Source organism: Actinopolymorpha sp. B11F2 (genome assembly GCF_040195635.1).
Lineage (GTDB): Bacteria > Actinomycetota > Actinomycetes > Propionibacteriales > Actinopolymorphaceae > Thermasporomyces.
On record NZ_JBEFTX010000004.1, the window covers coordinates 327,163 to 350,790 of the forward strand.

Here is a 23,628-nt window from a genome sequence, read left to right on the forward strand (position 1 = left end):
AAGTGCTGATGTCTACTGTACGGATGACTGCCGGATGGAGTATCGAGCCGGCCACGACCGCCGAGCTGGCCGACGTCGCCGCCGTGTTGGAGGACGCAGCGGCCTGGCTCAACGAGCGCGGCGTCAGGCAGTGGCCAACCAGGTTTCCCGAACGACTGCTCCTTCCCGCCATCGAAAGCGGGGAGACTTGGCTGGTTCGCGCCGGGGTCGATGTGGTCGCCACGGTCACTGTCGACCACGCCGACGCCGCTTGGGACGATCTCCCTACGGACGCCGCGTACGTGCACCGGATGGCGGTACGCCACCACGGCCAGCAGCTCGGCACCTGGATGCTCGACTGGGTCACCAAAGTAGCCATCGACGAGGGACGGCGAGCAGTGCGCCTGGACTGCGTGGCAACCAACGAGGACCTGTGCCGCTATTACGAACGGCAAGGTTTCCGGAGGATGGGCAACGTAACTGCAGGTGGTATGCCGGGCGAGAGGCTCGCCAGCAAGGCAACTCAGACGGTGGTGCGTCGCTACGAACGAGTGCTGTGACAGCACGACGAAGGCGCGGGCACGCTTAGCAGGTCCGCCGGTCATTGTCAGGCAGGGTTCAGGTCGGTCTTGTCGCTGTGCTTCTCTGCAATACGCTGCGGTCTAGACAGTTGGATGGCGGCGGGAACGGGCGCGCCGCCGGATTTTGGCGCTCGTGGCGACGACCTCCGCGGCGATGCCGCAGCCGAGCAAAACTCCAACGCCGACGCCGATGATGCAGAGCAGCGCCAGGATGTCGAGCACGACCATGCCCCACGGTCGGGTCGCCGCGCGCTGATCCTCATGGCGGGATAGTGACAGGTCGGGACGAACGAACTTCGGAAGGGTCGCTGGACGGCCTGGCGAGCGCACCGTAACTCCCCTGTGCAATCAACGAGCGTCCAAGGTCGCTGGGGTCGTTCCTGCAGGTCAGAGCGTCAGAGGTGGTCCGGCGTGGGTGGTTGCAGTCAGTCGTGTTGCTGTACTTGTCTGTTGTCCGGTACGGAGGCAGTTCTGCCGCGTTCGGAACGTCTGTGCCAGGCGTTGACAATCCACACGACGACTTCCCCGGCGGCCACGCAACCGATCAGGACCCCGAGCACGAGGCCGCACACGCGGACCCACAGTGGGAAGACGGACGCGGGCATCGTCACCATGGCGCCGGCAAGCGTCAGGGAGCAGGCCGAACCCAGCGCGAGCCTCAGCCACACCGCTTTGTCCGGCCGCATGCTCATGGCGGGATGATGGCAGTCCCCAGGAGGCTTCGGAAGCTCCTAGGCCGACCAGCTGCCCGCCGACCAATGCCTCGCGCGTACCCATGCTGATCGGCCACTCCGACAGCTGTGCCGGGCCGTGACGGTGAAAGTCATTCAGGCGGTGCGAGAGGTGTGCTGTTCCTCGTCAAGATCCTCGGTCATGCTGGACTCCTCTTGACGGAGGGGCCTCATGAGCGAGCGACCGCGAGTCAACCTGGCTGAGTATCCATATCTCAAGACCAGAAGTGCCACGTCCTATCTTTCCAAGGATCCGCAAATGCGCGCCCAGCGTTACGAGGACGCCATCAAGAAGGTGCTGGAGTTATGTGACGACGTATCCGACAACCCAATCGATCACGTCCCTCCATGGGAGGGTGAGGACCGGCGGGGCTGGTGGTCAGCGGGCCTGGACGGTAGAAGGCCATCCCACCCGGGAACAGCATCTTGTCGCGTGCATTGCGAGTCTCATCGAGAAGACCATCGCTGAAAAATTGGGTCGCGGGATACGCGCTCCTAGCCGCCCGATGAGCGCGCTTAAGCCCAGGACGTCCGGGCCCGGGGAACTCTCAGATTGGAAACCGTACGAATCGCAGGGAAGAAAACGCCGCTCCCGCAGGGCCGAGTGGCCTGGAGCGGCCTTGCTGACCCTACCTGACCTCGGTTGATGGAACGCGGATGGCACGTCAGCCAGTTGGGTAGCACGCAGCAGCATGCCCGGCGTGATTGCGGATAGGATCTTGCTGCGAGTGACACACGGGACGAGGGGCGTCGCCGTCGGTGCACTCGACATGGGTGGCTCTCGCACGGAGAGGGGTTGCTAACAGAAATGGTTACTCCTGTCTTCACTGTCCACTTACCTCAGTATCGGGTCGACACAGAGCCCGACCATAGGGCCATCGGGAAGGTGGTTGATGCCGAAATACAGAGGCACTTTATGGGCCGAACAGTAGTTGCCCGCGCCCTTTGTTCACGAGATCATCCCGGCAAGACTGTTGATGAAATGATCGAAATCATCAAGCAGCATGGCACTGATCGATACGATCCAAATCGCAAAGGATTCCGGTACGATAATTTGCAAAACAAGCACATTGACCTCTTTGCCTTTCGCCGCAAAGTCACGCAGCGCATGCGGCTATTTTGGGGTCTTAGCTGGGGCTTTTACCATGGCCCAGTTTCCATTGGAAACAAACCGGTCCGGATAGACATACTGATCATCTACGATGCCACCAGGCTCAAGGCAGTCCTGCATCAATACGAAGGCAGGACAGACAAGAAGCGCGATGGATTTGTGTTTAGGGACCCTGCCCGTAAGCAAGAGGCGCTGCTTGGCATAGTGAAAATCCAGTAGCGCCTGCACCGCCTCGGACCCCATCGTCACTGGTCCAGACCAGTCCAGGTCCTGCTCTGTAACGCTCGGACGGCCTCCTCGGCACTCGTATGTCCAGACCAATCCAGGATCGTCCAGCCGATTGTTGCACGCGGGTTGCACGACGACAGGCGGCCCGGCTCTTCCTTGCCCATGCACGCCCGCCGGTCACAGACTCTTCGGTACGCTGCTCTCCCACTTGGGAGGATGCGATGAATCGTCGTCCTTGTGCGGACTCTCGGCTGGGATGTCCCGGGATTGGCGGCCTTCTCACGGCCGCCGGGCCCGCCATGTTGATACTGCCCGGGCCGGGATCGCTCGCGCTGCTCTTCGGCCTGGTCCTCACTGTCGCAGGTGTGGTGCTTGTCGCTGTTGGCTCCCGACCAGCGCCCGATCGACCCGAGCGCGGTTGAGAACCATGACCTTCGTGAAGCGATCTGGCTTGGGGCTGCTGCTGGGAAGTCTCGCCGTGCTCACAGCCTGTCCTTCGAACGATCCGGGCGTGCAAGTCGAACTGAGCGCAAAGGTAGGGTGCGGACCGGCCGACGGCCCGGCGGTATACGTCGTGGTAAGCGCGGAGCCTGCTACTGATCTGCTCGTCGAGATTGTGACTGAGAGCCGAATGCTGGCGAGCGAAGAGGTTGATGCCGGAGCAGTACCTGTGGAGCTGCCGCCGCTCAATCCCACCTATCACAAGGGTGCCCCAGTGGCGAGGCTCTTGGACCACGCGGTCGCCCACGCTCGCGAGGCTGCTTCCGGAAAGCTTCTCGCGGTAACCCCGGTTGAGCCGATGAACGGAGTGTGCCCATAGGCAACGTGGTGACCCGTCGGCTGCACCGATAGTCAACACATATGGAGGTCCAGGGGGCACGTTCGGTGCTCATCTCAGGGACGATAGCCATGACCTGCGAGAAGGCGAGAAGCTAGCCCGCACCCGCATCGCCGCTACGCTAGCAGCGGTCGTCCGATGGCAGAGGAGCCGCCGCCCCTGCCCGAATGAGCGCCGTAACTGAGGTTTCGATGAGTGCAGTTCTCCCGCCGGACGCCAGCCATCCGAGGACGGCCCCCAGTTCCCCAACGCAGCCCGAGTGGCAGAGACGGCCCCGCCACTGAGCCAACCTCTGGGGGTCACCTTTCCCGAACCCGCACGGGGTCGGTTTTCACGAGTCGTCGACAGTCGTGACCGCTGCTGACCCTGACGGACCGTGGCCGGCCGCTCCATCTGGCAGACGATTGGCACGCGGCTCGCTCTCTAGGCTGTCGACCAAGTGCTCGCGTGGCCCGGCGGAGTAGGTCGTTGGTCGCGCTGTGATCGGCTTGGCGTATTCGGGTTGGTGAGGTGCGGCGATGGTGAGTACGGTCCGGCCCATGGACCGAATCCTTGCCCATACGAGGTCGAACCGGCTCGGTTGGAATGCGATCGCCCCGGCTCGGCCATCACAGCCGCCTGAGTTCTTCCTGCAAGGTGGCACCACGCTCGAGGACTGGGAACCTCGACTCCTGCCGGACGTTGCCGGTAAGCGGATGCTTCACCTCGCATGCGCCAACGGCAACGCCTCGATCTCCTGGGCCTTCCTCGGTGCTTCAGTGACCGGTGTCGACATCAGTGACGTCGCGATCGAGGCGGCGAGAACTCTGGCCCGAGACCGGGGCAGACGCGCAGTTCATCGCGGCTGACATGTATGAGATGCAAGCCAGTTGCGGGACTTCGATGTGATCTTTGCCCAAGCGGGCGTCGTGTGCTGGCTCCCCGACCTTGACCGGTGGGCTCAGATGATCGCCGACCGTCTGCGCCCCGGCGGGACGTTCCTGCTCAACGAGCACCACCCGATCTGGGAGGTCCTCGGCGTCCGACGGCCTGGCGAGGTAGCTGTCACCGTCGACTATTTCGGCCGCGGTCAGCCCAAAGAACAGACCTACGACCAGTCCAAGCGCCCGATCGGGTGGACGCCTGAGATCTCGTTCGACGCGTTCCTCTGGCCAGTGAGCGACGTCGTGATGAGCCTCATGCGGGCCGGACTGCGTATCGAGGAGTTCTTCGAGGCGCCGTACCCCACCATGTATGACGGTCTCGGCGAGCCCGCGACCTGGCTGCCAGCGGTCTACGTGATCAAAGCAACGCGCGAATGAGTACAAGCGCACGTCCCGACAAGGTCGCGAGACGAGGTCTTCGTTGAGTGCAGGAGTCTCGCCATGCGCCGGCCGTCCGAGGAGGGCCCCCTAGGGCGCCCGAAAGGGTGGCCGGCGAGCGCCGCGCCAGCGGCGACCTTGATCAAGAGAGCCAGGCTCGGCAATGCTAGGAGCGCGCTGATGCCCAGGTCGCTGTTCTCAGCGTGGGCGACGCCAGGGACATGCCGGCTCTGTCACCACTGTCACCTGTCACTCAACCGTCCTTGACCTGCAGAAGCGGCGTGACAGCGGGCGTGACAGTCATCAGGTTCCTGGCCTCCCACACTTTCCCCAGTCACTACGCAACTCCATACCCAGGTGTGGGGGGGCAGGGGTGTCCTGAGTTCCTTCGCTCCCATTTCGCTGCCAGAATCGGACATCCAACAGCGGGAGGCCCTGGCTGCGTTCGCAACTTGGGCCCCTGGCCTGCGGATTCTTGGGTGGAGCTGAGGGGATTCGAACCCCTGACCCCCTCCATGCCATGGAGGTGCGCTACCAACTGCGCTACAGCCCCGCGGCCCTCTCACTCGGGCCAGGCGAGCATATCTGGTCGGCGTACGCGAGGTGAAATCAGGTCACCGCTCCGCGCGGGCGGGCCACAACCGCGTTGGCCGGGTCCTCAGCGATCATCACTCAGTACCGGCTCAGGCAAGGTTCCGGCGTTCCATTCGACGATCCGCCAGCCGCGTCGTCCCGGTTCGCACACCACCCAGGAACAGTTGCTCAACCCACCCAACGCCTCCCAGTACGCAGCGGGCAGGCCGACCAGCCGGGCGATGCCCACCCGCATGGCGAGGCCGTGACATGCCGCGACCACGGTCTCCCCGTCACGAACGAGATCGATCGCCCGCCGTAAGCCCTTCTCGGCTCGTTCGGCGAGTTCGGCGACGGTCTCGCCGTCACCGCCCCGGCGGTAGTCCTCGCCCGCATCGCCACGTGCCTGGATGTCCGGGAAGCGGACCCGGAACTCCTCGCGCGTCATGCCCGCCCACGAGCCTACGTCGATCTCCCGGAGGTCCAGGTCGTAGGTGACCTCGAGGCCGGTGAGTCGCGCGAGTTCGGCGGCGGTCTGCGCGGCCCGCTGCAGGTCGCTGGACACGATCGCCGCAGGGCGCAGGGCAGCGAGCCGGGCAGCGGCCGCGCGCGCCTGCTCCACGCCGACAGGGTCGAGCGGAATGTCGGTCTGGCCCTGAAACTTTCCCTCGAAGTTCCACGACGTGCGGCCGTGCCGCCACACCACCAGGCGCGCGGCAGTCACAGGTCGGTGCCGGTCGGACGGGGACGGTCAGCGACCGACTCGCCACCGGGCGCCCCCGCGAGGACGGTCTCGGGGAGCGGGATCTCCGGGCAGTCACGCCACAAACGTTCGAGCGCGTAGAACTCACGCTCCTCGACGTGCTGAACGTGAACGACAAGATCGCCGTAGTCGAGAAGAACCCAGCGGTTGTCCCGCTCGCCTTCGCGGCGTGCGGGCTTCGCGCCAGCAGCGGCCAACCGGTCGAGGATCTCATCGACGATGGCGCCGACCTGGCGGTCATTGGTGGCAGAGCACAAAAGGAACGCATCGGCGAGGGCGAGCCGCTCAGAGACGTCAAAACAGATGATGTCGTTGGCCAGCTTGTCAGAAGCAGACCGCGCGGCCAGGTGGGCCAACTCGACGGCGTGGGTGGTTGCGGGCACGAGGTCCTTTCTCGGCGAAACCCGGACATTGCGGCCCGACCCGCCGTTCGCTCATCGGCGTACGAACGACTCCAGGATCTCACGCCGCATTCGCCGAGTTGACCGGTGATTCGAATCTGGCTCAGCCACCGCGGTACATCCGCCTCTTGTTGATGTACTGCACGATGCCGTCGGGTACGAGATACCAGATTGGTTGACCGGCTGCGACGCGCTCACGACATTCCGTAGACGAAATCGCCAGGGCGGGGATCTCCAGCAGCGTGATGCCGTTGGACGGGATCTGGTCGGTGTCGATCGTGTGCCCCGGCCTCGTGCACCCCACGAAGTGCGCCATCGCGAAGAGTTCGTCCACGTCGCGCCAGGTGAGTATCTGGGTCAGGGCATCAGCGCCGGTGATGAAGTAGAACTCCGCGTCCGGCCCGCGCGCCTCGCGGAGATCCCGCAACGTGTCGACCGTGTAGGTGAGCCCTGGGCGGTCGATGTCCACCCGGCTCACCGAGAACCTCGGGTTGGACGCCGTCGCGATGACCGTCATGAGATAGCGGTCCTCAGCGAGGGAGACTTCCCGATCGTCCTTCTGCCATGGCTGGCCGGTGGGGACGAAGATGACCTCATCGAGATCGAACCAGGCCTGCACCTCGCTGGCCGCCACAAGGTGCCCGTGGTGGATCGGGTCGAACGTGCCGCCCATCACGCCCAGGCGCTGCGGCCTTGCGTCGCTCACGTGTGGCCTCCCGCGCCCTGCGCGCTCAACAGCCTCAACCACCCTCTCGCGTACCCGCTCAGCTGTGCGGGCGGCCCTTGCCGATCGCGAGAGTGATCAGGAGGAGCACCGTCAGCAGGACGAAACTTCCCAGGCCGATGACCTCGGCCGGCACCGGCAGCTCGATGTGGTGGGCCGGCCGGGCGAGGACGATGCTGCCGACGATCGTGGCGTACGACTCCATGCCGGGCAGCCTACCGGGCGCGCCATGCCGCCCCCGCCGCGAGGCCCGACCGTCGATCCAGTCCGCTGATCCAGTCTGGCGGTCAGGCGCGGACCTGACCCTCGCCGACCACGACGTACTTCGTCGACGTCAACTCCGGCAGGCCCATCGGACCGCGGGCGTGCAGCTTCTGCGTGGAGATCCCGATCTCGGCACCGAACCCGAACTCCCCGCCGTCGGTGAACCGCGTCGACGCGTTGACGACCACTGCCGCCGAGTCGACCGCCTGCACGAACTGCCGAGCCGCCTGCTGGGAGCCGGTGACGATAGCGTCGGTGTGACCCGATCCGTGCGTACGAATGTGCCGGCAGGCATCATCCAGAGAGTCGACGACAGCACCTGCGATGTCGAGCGAGAGGTACTCGGTGCCCCAGTCCTCTGGTGTGGCCGGCACGACGTGGTCCTTGTCGTACGACCGGATCCGCTCGTCCCCGTGGACCGTCACGCCGGCCCCGGCAAGTGCCGCCAACGCACGGGGAACGAACGTGCCGGCGATGTCGGCATGGACGAGGAAGGTCTCGGCGGCGTTGCAGACGCTCGGCCGCTGGGTCTTGGCGTTGAGCAGGATGTCGATCGCCATGTCGAGGTCTGCCGCGCTGTCGACGTAGACGTGGCAGTTGCCGACGCCGGTCTCGATCACCGGCACGGTCGACTCCTCGACCACGCTGCGGATCAGGGTGGCTCCCCCGCGCGGGATGAGCACGTCGACGAGGCCGCGGGCCCGCATCAGGTGCTTGACGGACTCGTGGCTGTCGCCGGGGACCAACTGGACCGAATCTGCTGGGAATCCCTTGCTCACAAGGGCGTTGCGGAGGGCGGCGACGACCGCTTCGTTGGAGCCACGGGCCGACGACGAGCCGCGCAGCAGCACGGCATTGCCGCTCTTGAGGCACAGGCCGGCGGCGTCGGCGGTGACGTTGGGGCGGGCTTCGTAGATGATCCCGACCACACCGAAGGGCACCCGCACCTGTCGCAGCTCGAGCCCATTGGGAAGGGTGTAGCCGCGGACGACCTCACCCACCGGGTCGGTCAGGGCGGCGACGTCGCGGAGTCCGTCGGCCATGGCGTGGATGCGCTTCTCGTCGAGTCGAAGCCGGTCGATGATCGCCTCGGACGTACCCCCGTCGCGGGCCCGCTCGACGTCACCGGCGTTGGCGGCGATGATCGTGGGCGACGCCGCCTCGAGGCCGGCCGCCATCGCGTGGAGCGCGGCGTCCTTGTCAGCCCGGGAGCGGCTCGCGAGATCGACCGCCGCCGTCCGCGCCCGGCCGGCCGTCTCGCGCACGGCATCGCGATCAGTGCTCATGGTCCGATCCTAGGCGCCCTGCCAGTCCCGGCCGCAAATGACCACGCTGCCCATGCCTGTGGTACCCGGACCCGGCATGTACGCATGGCCCGGTTACCGGAAGCATGCTCAGCGTGGTCATTTGCGCGCGCGGTCGGTTCTCAGCGGGAGCGCGGTTCTCAGCGGGAGCGCGGTTCTCAGCGGGAGCGCGATTCTCAGCGGGAGCGCGATTCTCACATGCGGGGCGCGACCACCGTGTCGTCGGGCTGCAGCGCGCCGAAGTGGTTGCCTTCGGGATCGACGAAGTAGGCCATCCAGCCGACACTCGGAAGTGCCCGCCGTTCGCCGACCTGGCGGCCACCGGCGTTGGCGACGGCCTTCTCCACGACGTCGAGGTCGTCCACCTCGATCGTGCACAGGAACGCCCCCGCCGCGTTCGTGTGATCCACGCTGGCATCGCCCTGACGTGGCGCGAGTCCCCCGTTGATGCCTGCCGTGTCATCGGACCCGGTGGTGATCAACCGGAATTCCGTCGGACCGTTCCAGCGCCGGAACGACCAGCCGAACACGTTCGCGTAGAACCGCTCGGCCCGATCCAGGTTGTCTGCCTTGATCTCGAAGTGAACGACCCGATTCATGCGAGCCTCCGCGTACTTGTCGCCAGCTGTCCCTTCCTCAGAGAATGTCCAGCTTCGACGCGGCCCACACCGTGCGCTGCACGAGTTGTCCGAGGATCGCGAACGGAGGGGTACGACAGATCGGACAGATACCGATCCGTACGGACGACAGATCAGTACGGGCGGACGTCGGCGGCACCGGCGACGGGCGGCGGGGCGGTCCCCTCGTCGACCCGCATGGCGAAGGTCTCCCGGTCGAGTACCTCGAGCCCGATGACCTCCCATCGCGGGAGCCGGGCGCTGTCGCGATGCTCGGTCCAGAGCCGAAGGGCGAGGGACGCCGCGTCGAGGATGGTGGTGGCCTGCTCCCAGTACCGCACCTCCACCCGGTCGGCCCGGTAACGGACCGTCAGCAGGAAGGGCCGCTCCTCGGTCAGACGTTCCAGACCAGCCTGGACCTCGGCGACATCATGCGGCTCACCGGCCACCGTGACGGTGATGTGCCACATCCGTGGCTCTTCTGAGCTCACCACCGCCGGCGCTCCTCACGCTCGGGCGCCGTGCCGGCGCTGGGTCAGGACGAGATCGTCCCGATGGACGACCTCGCGCTCGTAGGCCGGACCGAACTCCCGCGCGAGGTCACGAGTCGACCGCCCGAGCAGACCGGGCAGCTCCTGTGCGTCGAAGTTGACCAGGCCGCGAGCGACAGTCTGGCCATCCGGGTCTATCAGGTCCACCGGATCGCCGGCATCGAAGCTGCCTTCGACCTCGACAATCCCTGCTGGGAGCAAGGATGCCCGACGTTCGCAGACCGCACGCACCGCACCCGGGTCAAGGCGTAGCCGCCCGCGTGGCGTGGTCGCGTGTGCGAGCCAGAGTAACCGGGTCGGACGTCGGCGGCCGGTGACGTGGAAGTAGGTCCCGACCCGTTCGCCGACGAGTGCCCGTGCCGCATCGGCCGCGTCGGCGAGGATCACGGGTACGCCGGCGCCCGTGGCGATTCGGGCGGCCTCCACCTTGGTCGTCATCCCACCGGTCCCGACACCTGAGCGGCCCGTCCGGCCGAGCATCACCTGGTCGAGGTCGGCCTCAGCCCGGATCTCCGCGATCCGTTGCGTACCGGCGCGTCGGGGGTCTCCGTCGTACAACCCGTCGACGTCGGAGAACAGCACCAACAGATCGGCGTGGACCAGGTGCGCGACCAACGCGGCCAGCCGGTCGTTGTCGCCGAACCGGATCTCCTCGGTGGCCACGGAGTCGTTCTCGTTGACGAGCGGGACGACGCCGAGCTCGAGCAGCCGGGCAAAGGTGCGATAGGCGTTCCGGTAATGGGACCGTCGGGTCACGTCATCGAGCGTGAGCAGGACCTGCGCCACCCTGAACCCGTGGCGCCCGAACGCCTCCGTGTAGCGCGCGACGAGCAAACCCTGCCCCACACTGGCAGCCGCCTGCTGGGTGGCGAGGTCGCGCGGGCGGGTACGCAGGCCGAGCGGTGCGATCCCGCTCGCGATCGCGCCGGACGAGACGAGGACGATCTCGATTCCCGCGGAAAGTCGGTCGGCGAGGACGTCGACCATCGCATCGATCCGGTGTGGGTCGATCCCACCTCGGCGGGTCGTCAGCGAGGACGAACCCACCTTCACCACCACCCGCTGGGCCCCGGCCACATCGGCCCGAACCTCGGCCATCACCGACCCTCCAGCCGCGGGTCGCTGCCGCGCGGCCCGCGGAGCAGCTCCGCCCCTGACTCCACCGACGGGTCGAAGTCGAAGATGACGGCGTTCTCATCCGAGCCCACCGCCACCGCGTCACCCGGCACCGCACCGAGCTGGCGCAGTCGGTCCTCGACGCCCAACCGGTTCAACCGATCGGCGAGGTAGCCCACCGCCTCGTCGTTGGCGAAGTCGGTCTGGCGAACCCACCGCTCCGGCCGGCTGCCGGTGACCCGCCAGATCTCTCCCTCGCGGACGACCGTGAACTCCGAGTCGTCCACCGCCTTCGGGCGGAGCACGATCCGGGTCGGCTCGGCCGGCGGCATGGCGGCACGGCGCCCCTGCACGAGCCGGGCCATGGCGTACGTCAGCTCCGTCATGCCTTCCCTGGTGGCCGCCGACACGTCGTAGACGGCGTAGCCGCGGCTCTCCAGCTCCGGACGTACCATCTCGGCCAGCTCGCGTCCCTCGGGCACATCCACCTTGTTCAGGGCCACCAGGCGGGGACGGTCGTCGAGCCCACCGTGCGCACGCAACTCCGCCTCGATCACCTCGAGGTCGGTCAGCGGGTCACGACCGGATTCGATCGTGGCGCAGTCGATCACGTGACACAGCGCGCTGCAGCGTTCGATATGACGCAGGAACGCGTGGCCGAGCCCGCGTCCCTCGCTCGCCCCTTCGATCAAGCCCGGAACGTCGGCCACCGTGAACGACGTGTCCCCCGCCGTGACGACACCGAGATTGGGAACGAGTGTGGTGAACGGATAGTCCGCGATCTTCGGCCGTGCCCGCGACACCGCGGCGATCAGGCTGGACTTGCCCGCACTCGGGAACCCCACCAGGCCGATGTCGGCGACCAGCTTCAGCTCCAGGACCACCGTCCGGCGCTCGCCCGGCTCGCCGAGCAGCGCGAAACCGGGCGCACGACGCTTCTTCGAGGCCAATGCCGCGTTGCCGAGACCGCCATGGCCTCCGGACGCGATGACGTACGACGTGCCAGAACCGATCAGGTCGACCAGCACCTCGCCGTTGATGGACTTGACGACTGTGCCGTCGGGAACCCTCAGGATGACGTCGGGTCCTTCGGCGCCCGACTTGTTGTTGCCCTGGCCACGCTTGCCGTTGCCGCCGCGGCGGTGCGGTGCGTGGTAGTAGTCGACCAGCGTCGTCACGCCGGGATCGACCTGGAGGACGACGTTTCCGCCCCGCCCTCCGTTACCGCCGTCCGGCCCGCCGAGCGGCTTGAACTTCTCCCGGTGGATGGAGGCACAGCCATGACCGCCATCCCCGCCGGCCACGTGCAGGGTGACCCGATCCACGAACGTCGGAACCGCCACGGCTCACCTCCCTCGTCTCGATCCTTCATGCGTACGACGTGATCTGTGCGGTCGGCGTGCGACCGGAAACCCCGTGCGAAGGGCCCCGGCGATGTGAAGAGGGGCGGGCCAGCTGGCCCGCCCCTCGAGGTCTCACTGCCGCGTTCGCGGCATCACTCCGTGTCCAGGAAAGTGGCGTCACTCAGACGGAGCACCGTCGCCCGCGACGATGCTCACCACCCGGCGCCCGCGCCGGCGGCCGAACTCGACCTTGCCCTGGGACAGTGCGAACAGCGTGTCGTCGCCGCCACGCCCGACGTTGACACCGGGGTGGAAGTGCGTGCCACGCTGCCGGACGATGATCTCGCCGGCGTTGACCAGCTGGCCGCCGTAGCGCTTGACGCCGAGCCGCTGCGAATTGGAGTCGCGCCCGTTCCTGGAGGACGAGGCGCCCTTCTTGTGTGCCATCGGTCGACCCTTTGCCTGTCGTTCGCGGTGGGAGCAGGATCCGGTGGTCCTGCCGTGCTGTGTGAGGACTACTTCGTCTCGATGCCGGTCACCTTGAGCTGCGTCAGCTTCTGGCGGTGACCCTGGCGGCGGCGGTAGCCCGTCTTGTTCTTGAACTTGAGAATGTTGATCTTGGGTCCCTTGGCGTCGCCGAGGACCTCGGCGGTGACGGCGACCTTGCCGAGCGCCGCGGCGTCGGAGGTGACGGTCTCGCCGTCGACCAACAGCACCGCCGGAAGCTGCACTGTGGCACCAGTCTCCTCGGCGAGCCGGTTGACCTCGAGGACGTCGCCGACCACAACCTTGTGCTGCCGGCCGCCACTGCGCACGATCGCGTACACCGCTCGTCTCACTCTCTTCGGGATAAAGCTCTTCGGGAAGTGCAGCTTCGGATCTGTGCGCCTTCGAAGTTCAGAGGACTGCGCCGGACCAACGACGGCAGACACGACGAAGACGCGAACTCCGCGCCGATCGTTGAGGATACCCAACCGAGGCGATGGGGTCCAAAGCGGGTGAGCGCGCGGCCTGCGCCAGGGTGGACCGAGCCGAGGTCGGGACCGCCCGACGGAGCACCGTCGGTCCCTGGTCGGTCACCACCAGCTGGTACGACCGACGGGACTCCCCTGGGCCTGCGGTGTCTCCTGCTGTTTCTCCTGCTGTTTCTCCTGCTGTGCCCCCTCCAGGACCGTTTCGTCCGAATGGGGCGCTTCCTCGTGCTCCGGCGCTTCGCCCTGCCGAGACGCTTCGCCCTGCTGAGACGCTTCGCCGTGATCGGGTGCTTCGCCCTGGTCGCTGGGCTCTGCTGACTGACTAGGTTCGCCTGGCTGATCGAGTTCGCCTGGCTGATCGAGTTCGCCTGGCTGATCGAGTTCGCCTGGCTGATCGAGTTCCCCTGGCTGATCGAGTTCCCCTGGCTGATCGAGTTCGCCTGGCTGATCGAGTTCGCCTGGCTGACCGGGCTCGCCCAGCTCGAGCTCGCCTGGCTGACCGGGCTCGTCGACGTGGGCGGGTTCCTGGGCGGGGGACGGCTGGACCTCAGCCACCGCCGGTGCTGACGGATCCGCCTCCACCTCGACCGCCTCGTCAGCACTAGCCCCGACCGCCTCGTCAGCACTAGCCCCGACCGCCTCGTCAGCCCTGGCCCCGACGGCCTCGACCGCCTCCTCAGCCCTGGCCTCGACGGCCTCGTGTGTCTCGGCCTCCGCGGCGAGTTGAGCCTCGGCCGCCGCCACGAGTTGGGCGTGGGCGTCTGCCGCAACCGGCGCCTCAGGCGCTGGCGCGGTATCGGCCTCCACCGCGGCCGGAGCTTCTGCGGTGTCCGCGTCGGACCTAGCCTCTGCGGCAGGTTGCTCGTCCGTGTCGGGCTGGGCGTCCGGCTCCGACGATGCCTCGTCGGCATCGGGGCCCTCTGCCGTAGCGGCTCCCCCGCCCCCTCCGCGCCGGCGCCGGCGCGACCGGCGTCCGCCGCCCTCGCCGTCCGCAGGGTGATCGTCGGACTCGACAGGGTCGAGCCGGATGTGGAACCCGCGACCGTTGCACGCCTCGCAGGGCTCGCTGAACGACTCGAGCAGGCCGGTACCGATCCGCTTCCGGGTCATCTGGACCAGCCCGAGCGAGGTCACCTCGGCCACCTGGTGCTTCGTACGGTCCCGGCCCAGGCACTCCACCAGGCGGCGTAGCACCAGGTCACGGTTGGACTCCAGCACCATGTCGATGAAGTCGACCACGATGATGCCGCCGATGTCGCGCAGTCTGAGTTGCCGGACGATCTCCTCGGCCGCCTCGAGGTTGTTCTTGGTGACCGTCTCCTCGAGGTTGCCGCCAGCGCCGGTGAACTTCCCGGTGTTGACGTCGATGACCGTCATCGCCTCGGTGCGTTCGATGATCAACGACCCGCCCGACGGCAGCCACACCTTGCGGTCGAGCGCCTTCATGATCTGCTCGTCGATCCGGAACGACGCGAAGACATCCTTCGGCGTCGTCCAGCGCTCCAGCCGGCCGCCCAGGTGCGGGGCAACGTGGCGGACGTAGCCCTCGACCATGTCCCAGGCGTCGTCACCGGACACGACGAGGCGGGTGAAGTCCTCGGTGAAGAGGTCGCGGACGACCTTGATCAGCAAGTCCGGCTCGGCGTAGAGGAGGTTCGGCGCCTGACCGTTCGATGCCTTCTTATCGATCTCCTGCCACTGTGCCTGGAGGCGCGACACGTCGCGGGAGAGTTCCTCCTCGCTCGCACCCTCGGCGGCGGTGCGGACGACCACGCCGGCTTCCTCGGGGACGATCTCCTTCAACAACTGCTTGAGCCGGTTGCGTTCGGTGTCGGGGAGCTTGCGGCTGATGCCGTTCATGGAGCCGTGGGGTACGTAGACGAGGTAGCGCCCCGGGATGCTGATCTGGCTGGTCAGCCGCGCACCCTTGTGTCCGACCGGATCCTTGGTGACCTGGACCAGCACGGCCTGGCCGGACTTGAGCGCGGTCTCGATCCGCTTGGGCTGACCTTCGAGGCCCAGGCCGCTCCAGTCGACCTCACCGGCGTAGAGCACGGCGTTTCGGCCGCGGCCGATGTCGACGAACGCGGCCTCCATGCTGGGCAGGACGTTCTGGACCCGGCCGAGGTAGACGTTGCCGATCATCGAGGACTGGGTCTCACGGGTGACGTAGTGCTCGACGAGTACGTCGTCCTCGAGAACGCCGATCTGGGTCCGGTCGCCGTGCTGTCGGATCACCATCGTGCGTTCGACGGACTCGCGGCGGGCGAGGAACTCCGACTCGGACAGGATCGGCGGCCGTCTGCGGCCGGCCTCGCGGCCCTCACGTCTGCGCTGCCTCTTCGCCTCGAGGCGGGTCGAGCCCTCGACCGAGGTCACCTCGTCGGACTTGCGAGGTTCCCGCACCTTGACGATGGTCGTCTCGGGGTCGTCGGGAGCGGCCTCGATCGCCTCTCCCTTGCGCCGGCGCCTGCGCCTGCGCCTGCGGGACCCGTTGCCGCCGCCGGACTCGTCGTCAGTGCCCGACCCGTCGGCGTCGTCGGCCTGGCTGTCGTCGGTGTCGCCTGCGTGGTCGGCCTCGGCGTCGTCGTCTCCCGACGTGCGGCCACCTTCGGACCGGTCCTCGTCGGAGCTGTCGTCGCCGTCCGCGCCGGAGTCGTCGTCGGAGGCGTTCTTGTTGCGCCGCCGGCCACCACGCCGGCGTCGCCGGCGTCGGCCACCTTCGTCGTCGGAGTCGTCGCCATCCGAGCTGGCGCCGGTACTGCCGGCGCTGTCGCTCTCGGAACGGCCGCTGGTGTCGGCCTCCTCGCGGGCATCAGAGGAGTCGCCGGTGTCGCTGGCCTTGGCGGTCCGGCTCCGCTTGCGCCGGCTGGGGGCGGGCTCGTCGACAACCTCGTCGGTCACCGGTTGCGCGGTCTCGATCGCCGGCGGCTGGAACAGCACCGACGGCGCCTGGAACGCCACGGTCTGCGCGGGAGGCTGAGCTGCTCGCCCGGATCCCGCCGGTGGCTCCGCGGGGCTGCCACCCGTGCCGACACTGCCGCTGTCGCCGCTGTCACGCGTGGTGCCCGGGTCGCCGGAGGACTCCCCCGCGTCGGACTTCGAGCGGGCGGACTTCCGCGAGGTCGTCCGTTTCCGGCTCGACCGCCGCCCGGGCGAGTCGGCCTGCTGGTCGTCGGCCGGATTCGCGGCGGTCTGCGAAGGATCTTCAGCTTGTTCTGACTTGTTGGTGTCTTGCTCGTGGTCGAGCATGCAGTCTTTCTCCTGTCAGCCCTCGGGCTCGAAAGCCGCACAAAGGCCCTGTCGGTCGCCTGCGTTGCGCCGGGCAACGCGGACGTAAGTCGTCTTCGTCGGCTCCGACCGGGAGAAATGGTTCTCTCCGATCGCCGCGACGACGTTCTCACCGGCAGCACCGCAACCCCGGCTGCTCTGGCCTACCGCGGAACGGCCTCCGTCACTTTCGGTGTGACGGGGGCGTCGCGGTCGAGCGCCAACGGATCGCCCACGGTGCCGGACACCTCGTCCCAAGGGCCCTGCGCCAGCCGGGTCGCACGAGGCGACGTCGACAGCTCGAACCCAGACGCCAGGCGGAGCCCGGAGAGGACATCGTCGGGTCGTACGGCGGGCGTTCCATGCCGGACGACCACCTGCAGTATCGCACAGGCCTGGCTCGACACCTGGTAACCGACCGGTTGCGGGCTGCCAGACACTGCCCGAGCCACCTCGCCAGGAGCCGCGGCGACCGCCTCCGGGTCGTGCGGTGGATCCGCGACCAGGAGGCGCAGGATCGCCGGACGGATGTCGAACACCTTCCGGCCGTTCTTGGTCAGCCGCTCCACCTCGACGGTCTCGCGGGCGAGGAACGCCTCCACCGCGGCGGCAAGCCCGTCCATCTCCGCGACCGGCACCTCGATACGCCAGTGGGACGCCTGGAGCCGCTCGGCCAGCGACTGTCCTCGCGCCTCCACGATCTCGAGGACGTCCAGACCGTCAGGTAGCGCCGCGTCCAGGGCAATCCGGACGGCCTCGGGATCCTGGACGACGGCCAGCCCGAGTTCTGCGTACTCTGCCTCGCTCGCCGCGCCGGTAGGCGCCGCTCCCGCGAAGGAGATCTTCGGGTGCGGGCTGAAGCCGGCAGAGAACGCCATCGGTACGGCGGCCCGCCGCAGCGCCCGCTCCAGCGCCCGCTGGAAGTCGCGGTGGCTCGTGAACCGCAGCCGCCCACGCTTGGCGTACCTCAGGCGTAGCCGCTGGACGGTGGCCGGCGTGTGGCGGTCGGGAGGTGTGGGTTTGCGACTCATCTCGCGGCACTCAGCTGTGGGAGACGGCGGCGATGGGGAGGAGCTTCTTGCCGGTTGGGCCGATCTGGATCTCCGTACCCATCTGCGGGCAGACACCGCAGTCGAAGCACGGCGTCCAGCGGCAGTCGTCGACCTCCACCTCGTCGAGGGCGTCCTGCCAGTCCTCCCAGAGCCACTCGCGGTCGAGCCCTGCGTCCAGGTGGTCCCAGGGCAGGACCTCCGCCGCTTCCCGCTCCCGCGTGGTGTACCAGTCGAGGTCGACCGGTTCGTCCGCGAGCGCCTCCTCGCACGCCTTCACCCAGCGGTCGTAGGAGAAGTGCTCGCTCCACCCGTCGAAGCGGCCACCGCCGTCCCAGACCGCCCGGATCACCCGACCGACCCGACGGTCCCCGCGCGACAGGAGCCCTTCGATCACCGACGGCTGGCCGTCGTGGTAGCGCAGACCGATCGCCTTGCCGTAGTTCCGGTCACTCCGGATCGCCTTGCGAAGCTTCGCCAGCCGCCCGTCGACGACCTCCCAGGCCGCCTGGCCCGCCCACTGGAACGGCGTGTGCGGCTTGGGGACGAAACCACCGATCGACACCGTGCACCGGATGTCGCGCCGGCCGGTCGCCTCACGCCCGGCCGCGATGACCTTGCGGGCGAGGTCGGCGATCTCGAGGACGTCCTCGTCGGTCTCGGTCGGGAGCCCGCACATGAAATAGAGCTTCACCTGGCGCCAGCCGCCGGCGTAGGCCGTGCTGACGGTACGGATCAGATCCTCCTCGGACACCATCTTGTTGATCACCTTGCGGAGGCGTTCGCTGCCGCCTTCTGGCGCGAAGGTCAGCCCGGACCGCCGGCCGCTGCGGGAGAGTTCGTTCGCCAGCGTCACGTTGAACGCGTCGACGCGGGTGGACGGCAGCGACAGCGAGACGTTGCTGCCTTCGTACCGGTCCGCAAGGCCCTTGGCGACGTCGCCGATCTCGGAGTGGTCGGCGCTCGACAGCGACAGGAGCCCGACCTCCTCAAAGCCCGACGCCTCGATGCCCTGCTGGACCATGTCCCCGATCGTGGTGATGCTGCGTTCGCGGACGGGCCGGGTGATCATGCCCGCCTGGCAGAACCGGCAACCGCGCGTACAACCGCGGAAGATCTCGACCGAGTACCGCTCGTGCACGGTTTCGGCCAACGGGACAAGGGGTTTCTTCGGGTAGGGCCACTCGTCGAGGTCTGTCAACGTGTGCTTGACGACGCGCATCGGGATGCCACTGTGGTTGGGAACCACCCGCTTGATGCGTCCGTCCGGGAGGTAGTCGACGTCGTAGAACGCGGGTACGTAGACACCGCCGGACGCGGCGAGGCGACGCAGCAGCTCGGTCCGCCCACCGGGCCCACTCTCGGCCTTCCATTCGCGGATCACCTCGCTGATCGCCAGGGCGATCTCCTCACCGTCCCCCAGGACCGCGGCGTCGAGGAAGTCGGCGACCGGCTCGGGGTTGAACGCCGAGTGCCCGCCTGCCAGCACGATCGGGTGCGCGTCGGTACGGTCCCGCGACTCCAGCGGAATGCCGGCGAGATCGAGCGCCGTGAGGAGGTTCGTGTAGCCCAGCTCGGTCGCGAACGACACACCAAGGACGTCGAACGCCTGGACCGGGCGGTGCCCGTCGACCGTGAACTGGCCGATGCCGTGTTCCCGCATCACCCGCTCCATGTCGGGCCAGACGGAGTACGTGCGCTCGGCAAGGATCCAGTCGCGTTCGTTCAGGATCTCGTAGAGGATCTGGATGCCCTGGTTGGGCAGGCCCACCTCGTAGGCGTCGGGGTACATCAACGCCCAGCGGACCTGCGCCGCGTCCCAGTCCTTGACGGTCGAGTTCAGCTCGCCGCCGACGTACTGGATCGGCTTCTGCACCTGCGGCAACAGCGGTTCCAACCGGGGGAAGAGCGACTCGACGGGCATTTTCGTGGTGCCTCCGGGGCGGGGTGTACGCAACAGTTCGGTGGACCTGGAGCGGTGGACGCCGGGATCGGCCGGACAGATCTTCCGGTGTGAACTCGACGGCTCAGTGGGTTCGGCGGGTGGGTTCAGCGGGGTTCGGAGGGGTCGGAGGGAATCAGTCGGTTCGGCGGAATCAGTGGGTCGGAGAACTCAGTGGGGTCGGAGGTGTCGGTGGGGTCGTACGAAGCAGCCAGCGTAACCGGGACCGGGAACCCGGAAGCTCCGCGGACCGAGGCGGACGCCGCGGCGGCGGATCGGGCCCTCGATGCCGCCCGCGTCGCCGAACTGCTCCAGCGGCAGGACGATCTCCAGGCCGAGGCGGGGCAGGTGAGCGCCGACCTCAGGCTCGACGTCGTACTCGGCCAGGTGGGGCGGGTGGTGCCGATCGGCAGCGCGGCGTCCGGGTTGATGGTGTGGCGTGACCTCGACCTCAGCATCTACTGCACCGGTGCGGAGCCGGGCCGTGACGTGGCGACAGCGCTCCGCGACCTGCTCGCCGATCCGCGCATGCTCGAGGCGGAGTACCGGAACGAGGTGGGTCCACGCAGCCCGTCAGGCGGCACACACGACCAGCGCTACTACGTTGTCCTCCACTACCTCGGCGCCGGGGACCAGGAGTGGAAGATCGATCTGTCCTTCTGGACCGACGCCGGACCTCGGGGCGAGTTCATCGACGCGGGGCGGCTCCGCGAGCGGCTCACGGACGAGACACGCCTCGCCATCTTGTGGATCAAGGACGTGTGGCATCGCCTGGACTGTTATCCGTACGAGGTCGGCGGCATGGAGGTCTACGACGCCGTCCTGAACCACGGGGTGCGGACGCCTGCCGAGTTCGCGACCTTCCTCGCCGGCGGCAGTGCGTAGCGCCAGAGTTACGCCGAGGTAGAGGCGTTATCCGGACGACACCGAAGACCACGCCGGCTCGGCAGCCGGAATGCGTACGACATTGCGGGCACAATGGCACCCGAGTAGGAGCCGCTGACACGAAGGACCGCAATGAGCGTCGTCGACAACGCGATCTACGCGGGCGGGCACCGGATGGAGCCGGAGTCGCTCGACCAGACCTACGACCTGCTCCGCCAGAGTGGCGGCATGGGGTGGATCGGGCTCTACCGACCCGACGACGACGAGATCAGGTCGGTCGCCCGGGAGTTCAGCCTGCACGAGCTCGCCGTCGAGGACGCGGTGCACGCCCACCAGCGACCGAAGCTCGAACGCTACGGCAACACGCTGTTCGTGGTCCTGCGGCCGGCCCGCTACGTCGACCACGAAGAGGTCGTCGAGATCGACGAGCTGCACGTGTTCGTCGGGCCCGACTTCGTGGTCACCATCCGGCACGGCCCCGCACCCGAGCTGAAGCCGGTACGCGGTCGCCTGGAGGGACAGCCGGACCTGTTGAAGATGGGTCCGGAGGCCGTGCTCTACGCGATCATGGACCAGGTCGTCGACGACTATCAGCCCGTCCTCCGGGGACTACAGCACGACCTGGACGAGATCGAGACCGAGGTGTTCGGCGGCGAGATCGAGGTGTCCCGCCGGGTCTACCAGCTCTCCCGCGAGGTGATCGAGTTCGACCGGGCGTGCCGGCCGCTGGTCGAGGTCCTCGACGCCCTGATGGCAGGTTTCGACAAGTACGCCGTCGACCTCGAGCTGCGTCGGCTGCTGCGTGACGTCCGGGACCACGCGGTACGGGTCGCGGAGCGGGTTGATTCGTTCCGGCAACTGCTGGGGTCCATGCTGACGGTCAACTCCGCGCTCGTCGCCCAGAGGCAGAACGAGGAGATGAAGCGGCTCTCCGAGGCAAGCTTCGAGCAGAACGAACAGGTCAAGCGGATCTCGGGATGGGCCGCCATCATCTTCGCGCCGACGCTGGTGGGCACGGTCTACGGCATGAACTTCGCCTCCATGCCCGAGCTGGACTGGGCCTATGGCTATCCGTTCGCGCTCGGACTGATGTTCGTGGTGGGGCTGATCCTCTACGCCTTCTTCAAGATCCGCGGCTGGCTCTGAGGGGCGGCGCGTCCACCGCTCCCCTCACGTGGAAGAGGGGCACCCTCAACCAATGGGTTCGCCACGGGGACACCCCCACCAGCCCGGCTCCGCCACAGGGGCACCCCCACCAATGGGTTCGCCACAGGGGCACCCTCCACCAGCCCGGCTCCGCCACAGGGGCACCCTCCACCAGCCCGGCTCCGGCGCAGGGGCGGGCACCCCCAACCAGTTGGTGGGTCGCCGTCGGGGCTCTCGGCAAGGCGTGATCGGCGCAGGGGCTGGCGGATGGCACCATAGGCGCATGGCTGCGTTCTTGCTGCTCCCCACTGGCGCCGACCTGACCCTCGCCGATGTCGAGACCTGGGTCGCGCGGGCGAGGGCGCTCGGCGCCGCCGACTCCGCGCCCGTTCAGGTCGGCACGCCACCCCTGGCAGGTGACGACAGCGCCGAGGTGGCACTCAGCGTTCCGGTCACCGTGTCGCGCACGATCATTCCTGGCGCCGCTCCCGCCACGCCGGAGCCGGATGCTGAGGTCGCGGACGAACCTGAGGCTGATCCTGAGCCCGAGGCCGAACCTGAGCCCGAGGTCAGGGCCGCTGCCGTCGGGCCCGAGGCCGAGGTCAAGGTCGGCTCTGCCGCTGAGGCGGAGCCTGGAGCCCCGCGGCGGCCCGCCGGCCGAGGAGCGCCGCCGCCGGCGGTCTTCGGCTCGGGGTCCGCCCTCGTATCCTGACCAGGCCCGCGCGCTTCGCCGGCACTCACGGCGGCCGTGCCGCTTCGTGTGCCGGCTCGTAGACCGCGTACTTTTGCATCCGTGATGGCCCCGGTGCCCGGTGGCGGACAGAAGGTTGACCCTGGAGGTCGCCTCCTTAAACGTATAACCATGCCAGGTCGCCAGCATCCGACCTCACGGGACGTCGCCGAACTCGCCGGCGTCTCGGTCGCGACCGTTTCCTACGTCATGAACGGACGAGACGACCGCCGGGTCAGCGCCCAGACGAGGGATCGGGTACTGGCTGCCGCCCAGCAACTGGCGTACGCACCCAACCAGTCCGCCCGCAGCCTGCGACGCCGGCGAACTGAACGGGTCGTTCTGGTCGTGGGATCCATCGGCGTACCCGCCTATGACGAACTCGCGATCGACCTGCACGCCAGTGCCGACGATGCCGGCTACGGCGTGATCACACTCGTCGTCGACACGCCTGCTCGGGCGCTCAAGGCCGTCGATCTCCTGCGCCAGCGGATCGCCGACGGCGCCGTCATCGCATCCTCCGTCCCGCACATGCAGGAGGACACTCTCGCCAGCCTTGCCCGCGCGGGACTCCCGTTGGTCGTGATGAGCAACAGCGTGAGGCCGGACGGCTTCGATGTCGTACGAGCCCCGGAACGCCAGGCGTGCGGCGACGCTCTCGACCATCTCTTCCGGAGTGGCCGGCGACGGATCGCCTTCGTCGGTCACGCGCACGAGGTGGCAGCCGAGGAAGCATCTGAACGCCGGACCGCGTACGTCGACGCCCTCGAACGCCACGGCGTCCCTGCTACAGAGCAGATCATCGTGCCGGGGGCGAACTCGCGCGTTGCCGGCTACCGGGCCGTGACGGATCTCCTTGCCCGGCCCGACCGACCGGACGCGATCTTCGCGGCGTCGGACCGGGCCGCCATCAGCGCGATCCGCGCCACGGTTGATGCCGGGCTCGCCGTACCAGAGGACGTCGCCGTGATCGGGGTCGGCAACCTGGAGGAGGGCATCGTCACCAGACCCACCCTCAGCACCGTCGGACCGGCGGCGCAAGACTACGCGGAGGTCGCACGCCTGTTGTTCGACCGCGTCCTGCGCGACGCACCGCTGCCAGGGCGCGAACGCCTCACTCCCTGGTCTTTCATCCGCCGCGGCTCGGCCTGATGCCTCGAGTGGTATCAGTGTGAGCGGGCTTCCCACGCCACACGGTCGCCCCAAC

Annotated in this window: 25 protein-coding genes and 1 tRNA gene; 9 read left to right on the forward strand and 17 right to left on the reverse strand. The window is 67.8% G+C overall.

The window, feature by feature from the left end:
• Positions 1-8: 8 nt before the first annotated feature.
• A complete protein-coding gene (locus ABN034_RS10440) occupies positions 9-539 on the forward strand; it encodes a GNAT family N-acetyltransferase (RefSeq protein WP_349690792.1) in 531 nt (176 codons plus the stop codon).
• 102 nt (positions 540-641) lie between these two features.
• Here the strand turns inward: ABN034_RS10440 and ABN034_RS10445 are convergent, their stop codons facing one another.
• Both ABN034_RS10445 and ABN034_RS10450 read right to left on the reverse strand, forming a co-directional pair.
• Positions 642-788, reverse strand: a complete 147-nt coding sequence (locus ABN034_RS10445) for a hypothetical protein (RefSeq protein ID WP_349690793.1) — start codon at positions 786-788, stop codon at positions 642-644.
• Positions 789-985: 197 nt separating this feature from the next.
• Positions 986-1,252 carry a hypothetical protein gene (locus ABN034_RS10450; RefSeq protein ID WP_349690794.1) on the reverse strand — a complete coding sequence of 89 codons (267 nt, stop codon included), beginning with the start codon at positions 1,250-1,252 and terminating at the stop codon, positions 986-988.
• A 925-nt stretch (positions 1,253-2,177) separates the two neighbouring features.
• Between ABN034_RS10450 and ABN034_RS10455 the strand changes: the two genes are divergently transcribed.
• The 4 genes from ABN034_RS10455 to ABN034_RS10470 all read left to right on the forward strand — a co-directional run bounded on the left by ABN034_RS10455 (position 2,178) and on the right by ABN034_RS10470 (position 4,769).
• Positions 2,178-2,621 carry a hypothetical protein gene (locus ABN034_RS10455; RefSeq protein ID WP_349690795.1) on the forward strand — a complete coding sequence of 148 codons (444 nt, stop codon included), beginning with the start codon at positions 2,178-2,180 and terminating at the stop codon, positions 2,619-2,621.
• Between the two features lie 436 nt (positions 2,622-3,057).
• The gene (locus tag ABN034_RS10460) at positions 3,058-3,450 is read left to right on the forward strand and encodes a hypothetical protein (RefSeq protein WP_349690796.1); all 393 of its coding nucleotides are present in this window, start codon (positions 3,058-3,060) and stop codon (positions 3,448-3,450) included.
• A gap of 557 nt (positions 3,451-4,007) precedes the next feature.
• Positions 4,008-4,316, forward strand: a complete 309-nt coding sequence (locus ABN034_RS10465; RefSeq protein ID WP_349690797.1) for a class I SAM-dependent methyltransferase — start codon at positions 4,008-4,010, stop codon at positions 4,314-4,316.
• A 21-nt stretch (positions 4,317-4,337) separates the two neighbouring features.
• Positions 4,338-4,769, forward strand: a complete 432-nt coding sequence (locus tag ABN034_RS10470) for a class I SAM-dependent methyltransferase (RefSeq protein ID WP_349690798.1) — start codon at positions 4,338-4,340, stop codon at positions 4,767-4,769.
• Between the two features lie 480 nt (positions 4,770-5,249).
• Here ABN034_RS10470 and ABN034_RS10475 read toward each other — a convergent pair.
• The 15 genes from ABN034_RS10475 to ABN034_RS10545 all read right to left on the reverse strand — a co-directional run bounded on the left by ABN034_RS10475 (position 5,250) and on the right by ABN034_RS10545 (position 19,642).
• Positions 5,250-5,322, reverse strand: a tRNA-Ala gene (locus ABN034_RS10475).
• A 105-nt stretch (positions 5,323-5,427) separates the two neighbouring features.
• Complete coding sequence (locus ABN034_RS10480) at positions 5,428-6,066, reverse strand: histidine phosphatase family protein (RefSeq protein WP_349690799.1); 639 nt, start codon at positions 6,064-6,066, stop codon at positions 5,428-5,430.
• Entirely contained in the window at positions 6,063-6,488 is a 426-nt protein-coding gene (gene rsfS / locus ABN034_RS10485) for a ribosome silencing factor (protein WP_349690800.1), read from the reverse strand. The genes ABN034_RS10480 and rsfS overlap by 4 nt, the downstream gene beginning before the upstream one ends.
• A gap of 121 nt (positions 6,489-6,609) precedes the next feature.
• Positions 6,610-7,212 (reverse strand): nicotinate-nucleotide adenylyltransferase, encoded by a 603-nt coding sequence (gene nadD / locus ABN034_RS10490; RefSeq protein WP_349690801.1) that lies wholly within the window; start codon positions 7,210-7,212, stop codon positions 6,610-6,612.
• Between the two features lie 58 nt (positions 7,213-7,270).
• Positions 7,271-7,435 (reverse strand): hypothetical protein, encoded by a 165-nt coding sequence (locus ABN034_RS10495; RefSeq protein ID WP_349690802.1) that lies wholly within the window; start codon positions 7,433-7,435, stop codon positions 7,271-7,273.
• A gap of 82 nt (positions 7,436-7,517) precedes the next feature.
• Entirely contained in the window at positions 7,518-8,780 is a 1,263-nt protein-coding gene (locus ABN034_RS10500; protein WP_349690803.1) for a glutamate-5-semialdehyde dehydrogenase, read from the reverse strand.
• A gap of 212 nt (positions 8,781-8,992) precedes the next feature.
• Positions 8,993-9,397, reverse strand: coding sequence for a VOC family protein (locus ABN034_RS10505; protein WP_349326106.1), 405 nt, complete (start codon positions 9,395-9,397; stop codon positions 8,993-8,995).
• 152 nt (positions 9,398-9,549) lie between these two features.
• Entirely contained in the window at positions 9,550-9,906 is a 357-nt protein-coding gene (locus ABN034_RS10510; RefSeq protein WP_349690804.1) for a DUF8830 family protein, read from the reverse strand.
• Between the two features lie 15 nt (positions 9,907-9,921).
• On the reverse strand, positions 9,922-11,064 hold the full coding sequence (gene proB / locus ABN034_RS10515; protein ID WP_349326104.1) for a glutamate 5-kinase: 1,143 nt from the start codon (positions 11,062-11,064) through the stop codon (positions 9,922-9,924).
• Positions 11,064-12,425 carry a GTPase ObgE gene (obgE, locus tag ABN034_RS10520; RefSeq protein ID WP_349690805.1) on the reverse strand — a complete coding sequence of 454 codons (1,362 nt, stop codon included), beginning with the start codon at positions 12,423-12,425 and terminating at the stop codon, positions 11,064-11,066. The genes proB and obgE overlap by 1 nt, the downstream gene beginning before the upstream one ends.
• A gap of 177 nt (positions 12,426-12,602) precedes the next feature.
• Positions 12,603-12,872: a 50S ribosomal protein L27 gene (gene rpmA, locus ABN034_RS10525; RefSeq protein ID WP_349326102.1), complete on the reverse strand. Its 270-nt coding sequence runs from the start codon at positions 12,870-12,872 to the stop codon at positions 12,603-12,605.
• A gap of 68 nt (positions 12,873-12,940) precedes the next feature.
• Positions 12,941-13,252 (reverse strand): 50S ribosomal protein L21, encoded by a 312-nt coding sequence (gene rplU / locus ABN034_RS10530; protein ID WP_349326624.1) that lies wholly within the window; start codon positions 13,250-13,252, stop codon positions 12,941-12,943.
• Positions 13,253-13,501: 249 nt separating this feature from the next.
• Positions 13,502-16,651, reverse strand: coding sequence for an Rne/Rng family ribonuclease (locus ABN034_RS10535; RefSeq protein WP_349690806.1), 3,150 nt, complete (start codon positions 16,649-16,651; stop codon positions 13,502-13,504).
• 182 nt (positions 16,652-16,833) lie between these two features.
• Entirely contained in the window at positions 16,834-17,700 is an 867-nt protein-coding gene (locus ABN034_RS10540) for a TIGR03936 family radical SAM-associated protein (protein WP_349690807.1), read from the reverse strand.
• A 10-nt stretch (positions 17,701-17,710) separates the two neighbouring features.
• Positions 17,711-19,642: a TIGR03960 family B12-binding radical SAM protein gene (locus ABN034_RS10545; protein WP_349690808.1), complete on the reverse strand. Its 1,932-nt coding sequence runs from the start codon at positions 19,640-19,642 to the stop codon at positions 17,711-17,713.
• A 192-nt stretch (positions 19,643-19,834) separates the two neighbouring features.
• Between ABN034_RS10545 and ABN034_RS10550 the strand changes: the two genes are divergently transcribed.
• From ABN034_RS10550 to ABN034_RS10565, 4 genes are all read left to right on the forward strand, one after another.
• Entirely contained in the window at positions 19,835-20,545 is a 711-nt protein-coding gene (locus tag ABN034_RS10550) for a hypothetical protein (RefSeq protein WP_349690809.1), read from the forward strand.
• Positions 20,546-20,677: 132 nt separating this feature from the next.
• On the forward strand, positions 20,678-21,691 hold the full coding sequence (locus ABN034_RS10555) for a magnesium and cobalt transport protein CorA (protein WP_349690810.1): 1,014 nt from the start codon (positions 20,678-20,680) through the stop codon (positions 21,689-21,691).
• Positions 21,692-21,974: 283 nt separating this feature from the next.
• Positions 21,975-22,403 (forward strand): hypothetical protein, encoded by a 429-nt coding sequence (locus ABN034_RS10560; RefSeq protein ID WP_349690811.1) that lies wholly within the window; start codon positions 21,975-21,977, stop codon positions 22,401-22,403.
• Positions 22,404-22,553: 150 nt separating this feature from the next.
• Positions 22,554-23,573, forward strand: coding sequence for a LacI family DNA-binding transcriptional regulator (locus ABN034_RS10565; RefSeq protein ID WP_349690812.1), 1,020 nt, complete (start codon positions 22,554-22,556; stop codon positions 23,571-23,573).
• Positions 23,574-23,628 lie beyond the last annotated feature (55 nt).

Coding starts and splice junctions, on each gene's coding strand:
- ABN034_RS10440 (WP_349690792.1), top strand. CDS start 9: ATGTCTACTGTACGGATGACTGCCGGATGGAGTATCGAGCCGGCCACG.
- ABN034_RS10445 (WP_349690793.1), bottom strand. CDS start 788: ATGGTCGTGCTCGACATCCTGGCGCTGCTCTGCATCATCGGCGTCGGC.
- ABN034_RS10450 (WP_349690794.1), bottom strand. CDS start 1,252: ATGAGCATGCGGCCGGACAAAGCGGTGTGGCTGAGGCTCGCGCTGGGT.
- ABN034_RS10460 (WP_349690796.1), top strand. CDS start 3,058: ATGACCTTCGTGAAGCGATCTGGCTTGGGGCTGCTGCTGGGAAGTCTC.
- ABN034_RS10465 (WP_349690797.1), top strand. CDS start 4,008: ATGGACCGAATCCTTGCCCATACGAGGTCGAACCGGCTCGGTTGGAAT.
- ABN034_RS10495 (WP_349690802.1), bottom strand. CDS start 7,435: ATGGAGTCGTACGCCACGATCGTCGGCAGCATCGTCCTCGCCCGGCCG.
- ABN034_RS10500 (WP_349690803.1), bottom strand. CDS start 8,780: ATGAGCACTGATCGCGATGCCGTGCGCGAGACGGCCGGCCGGGCGCGG.
- ABN034_RS10505 (WP_349326106.1), bottom strand. CDS start 9,397: ATGAATCGGGTCGTTCACTTCGAGATCAAGGCAGACAACCTGGATCGG.
- proB (WP_349326104.1), bottom strand. CDS start 11,064: ATGGCCGAGGTTCGGGCCGATGTGGCCGGGGCCCAGCGGGTGGTGGTG.
- rpmA (WP_349326102.1), bottom strand. CDS start 12,872: ATGGCACACAAGAAGGGCGCCTCGTCCTCCAGGAACGGGCGCGACTCC.
- ABN034_RS10535 (WP_349690806.1), bottom strand. CDS start 16,651: ATGCTCGACCACGAGCAAGACACCAACAAGTCAGAACAAGCTGAAGAT.
- ABN034_RS10540 (WP_349690807.1), bottom strand. CDS start 17,700: ATGAGTCGCAAACCCACACCTCCCGACCGCCACACGCCGGCCACCGTC.
- ABN034_RS10545 (WP_349690808.1), bottom strand. CDS start 19,642: ATGCCCGTCGAGTCGCTCTTCCCCCGGTTGGAACCGCTGTTGCCGCAG.
- ABN034_RS10555 (WP_349690810.1), top strand. CDS start 20,678: ATGAGCGTCGTCGACAACGCGATCTACGCGGGCGGGCACCGGATGGAG.
- ABN034_RS10560 (WP_349690811.1), top strand. CDS start 21,975: ATGGCTGCGTTCTTGCTGCTCCCCACTGGCGCCGACCTGACCCTCGCC.
- ABN034_RS10565 (WP_349690812.1), top strand. CDS start 22,554: ATGCCAGGTCGCCAGCATCCGACCTCACGGGACGTCGCCGAACTCGCC.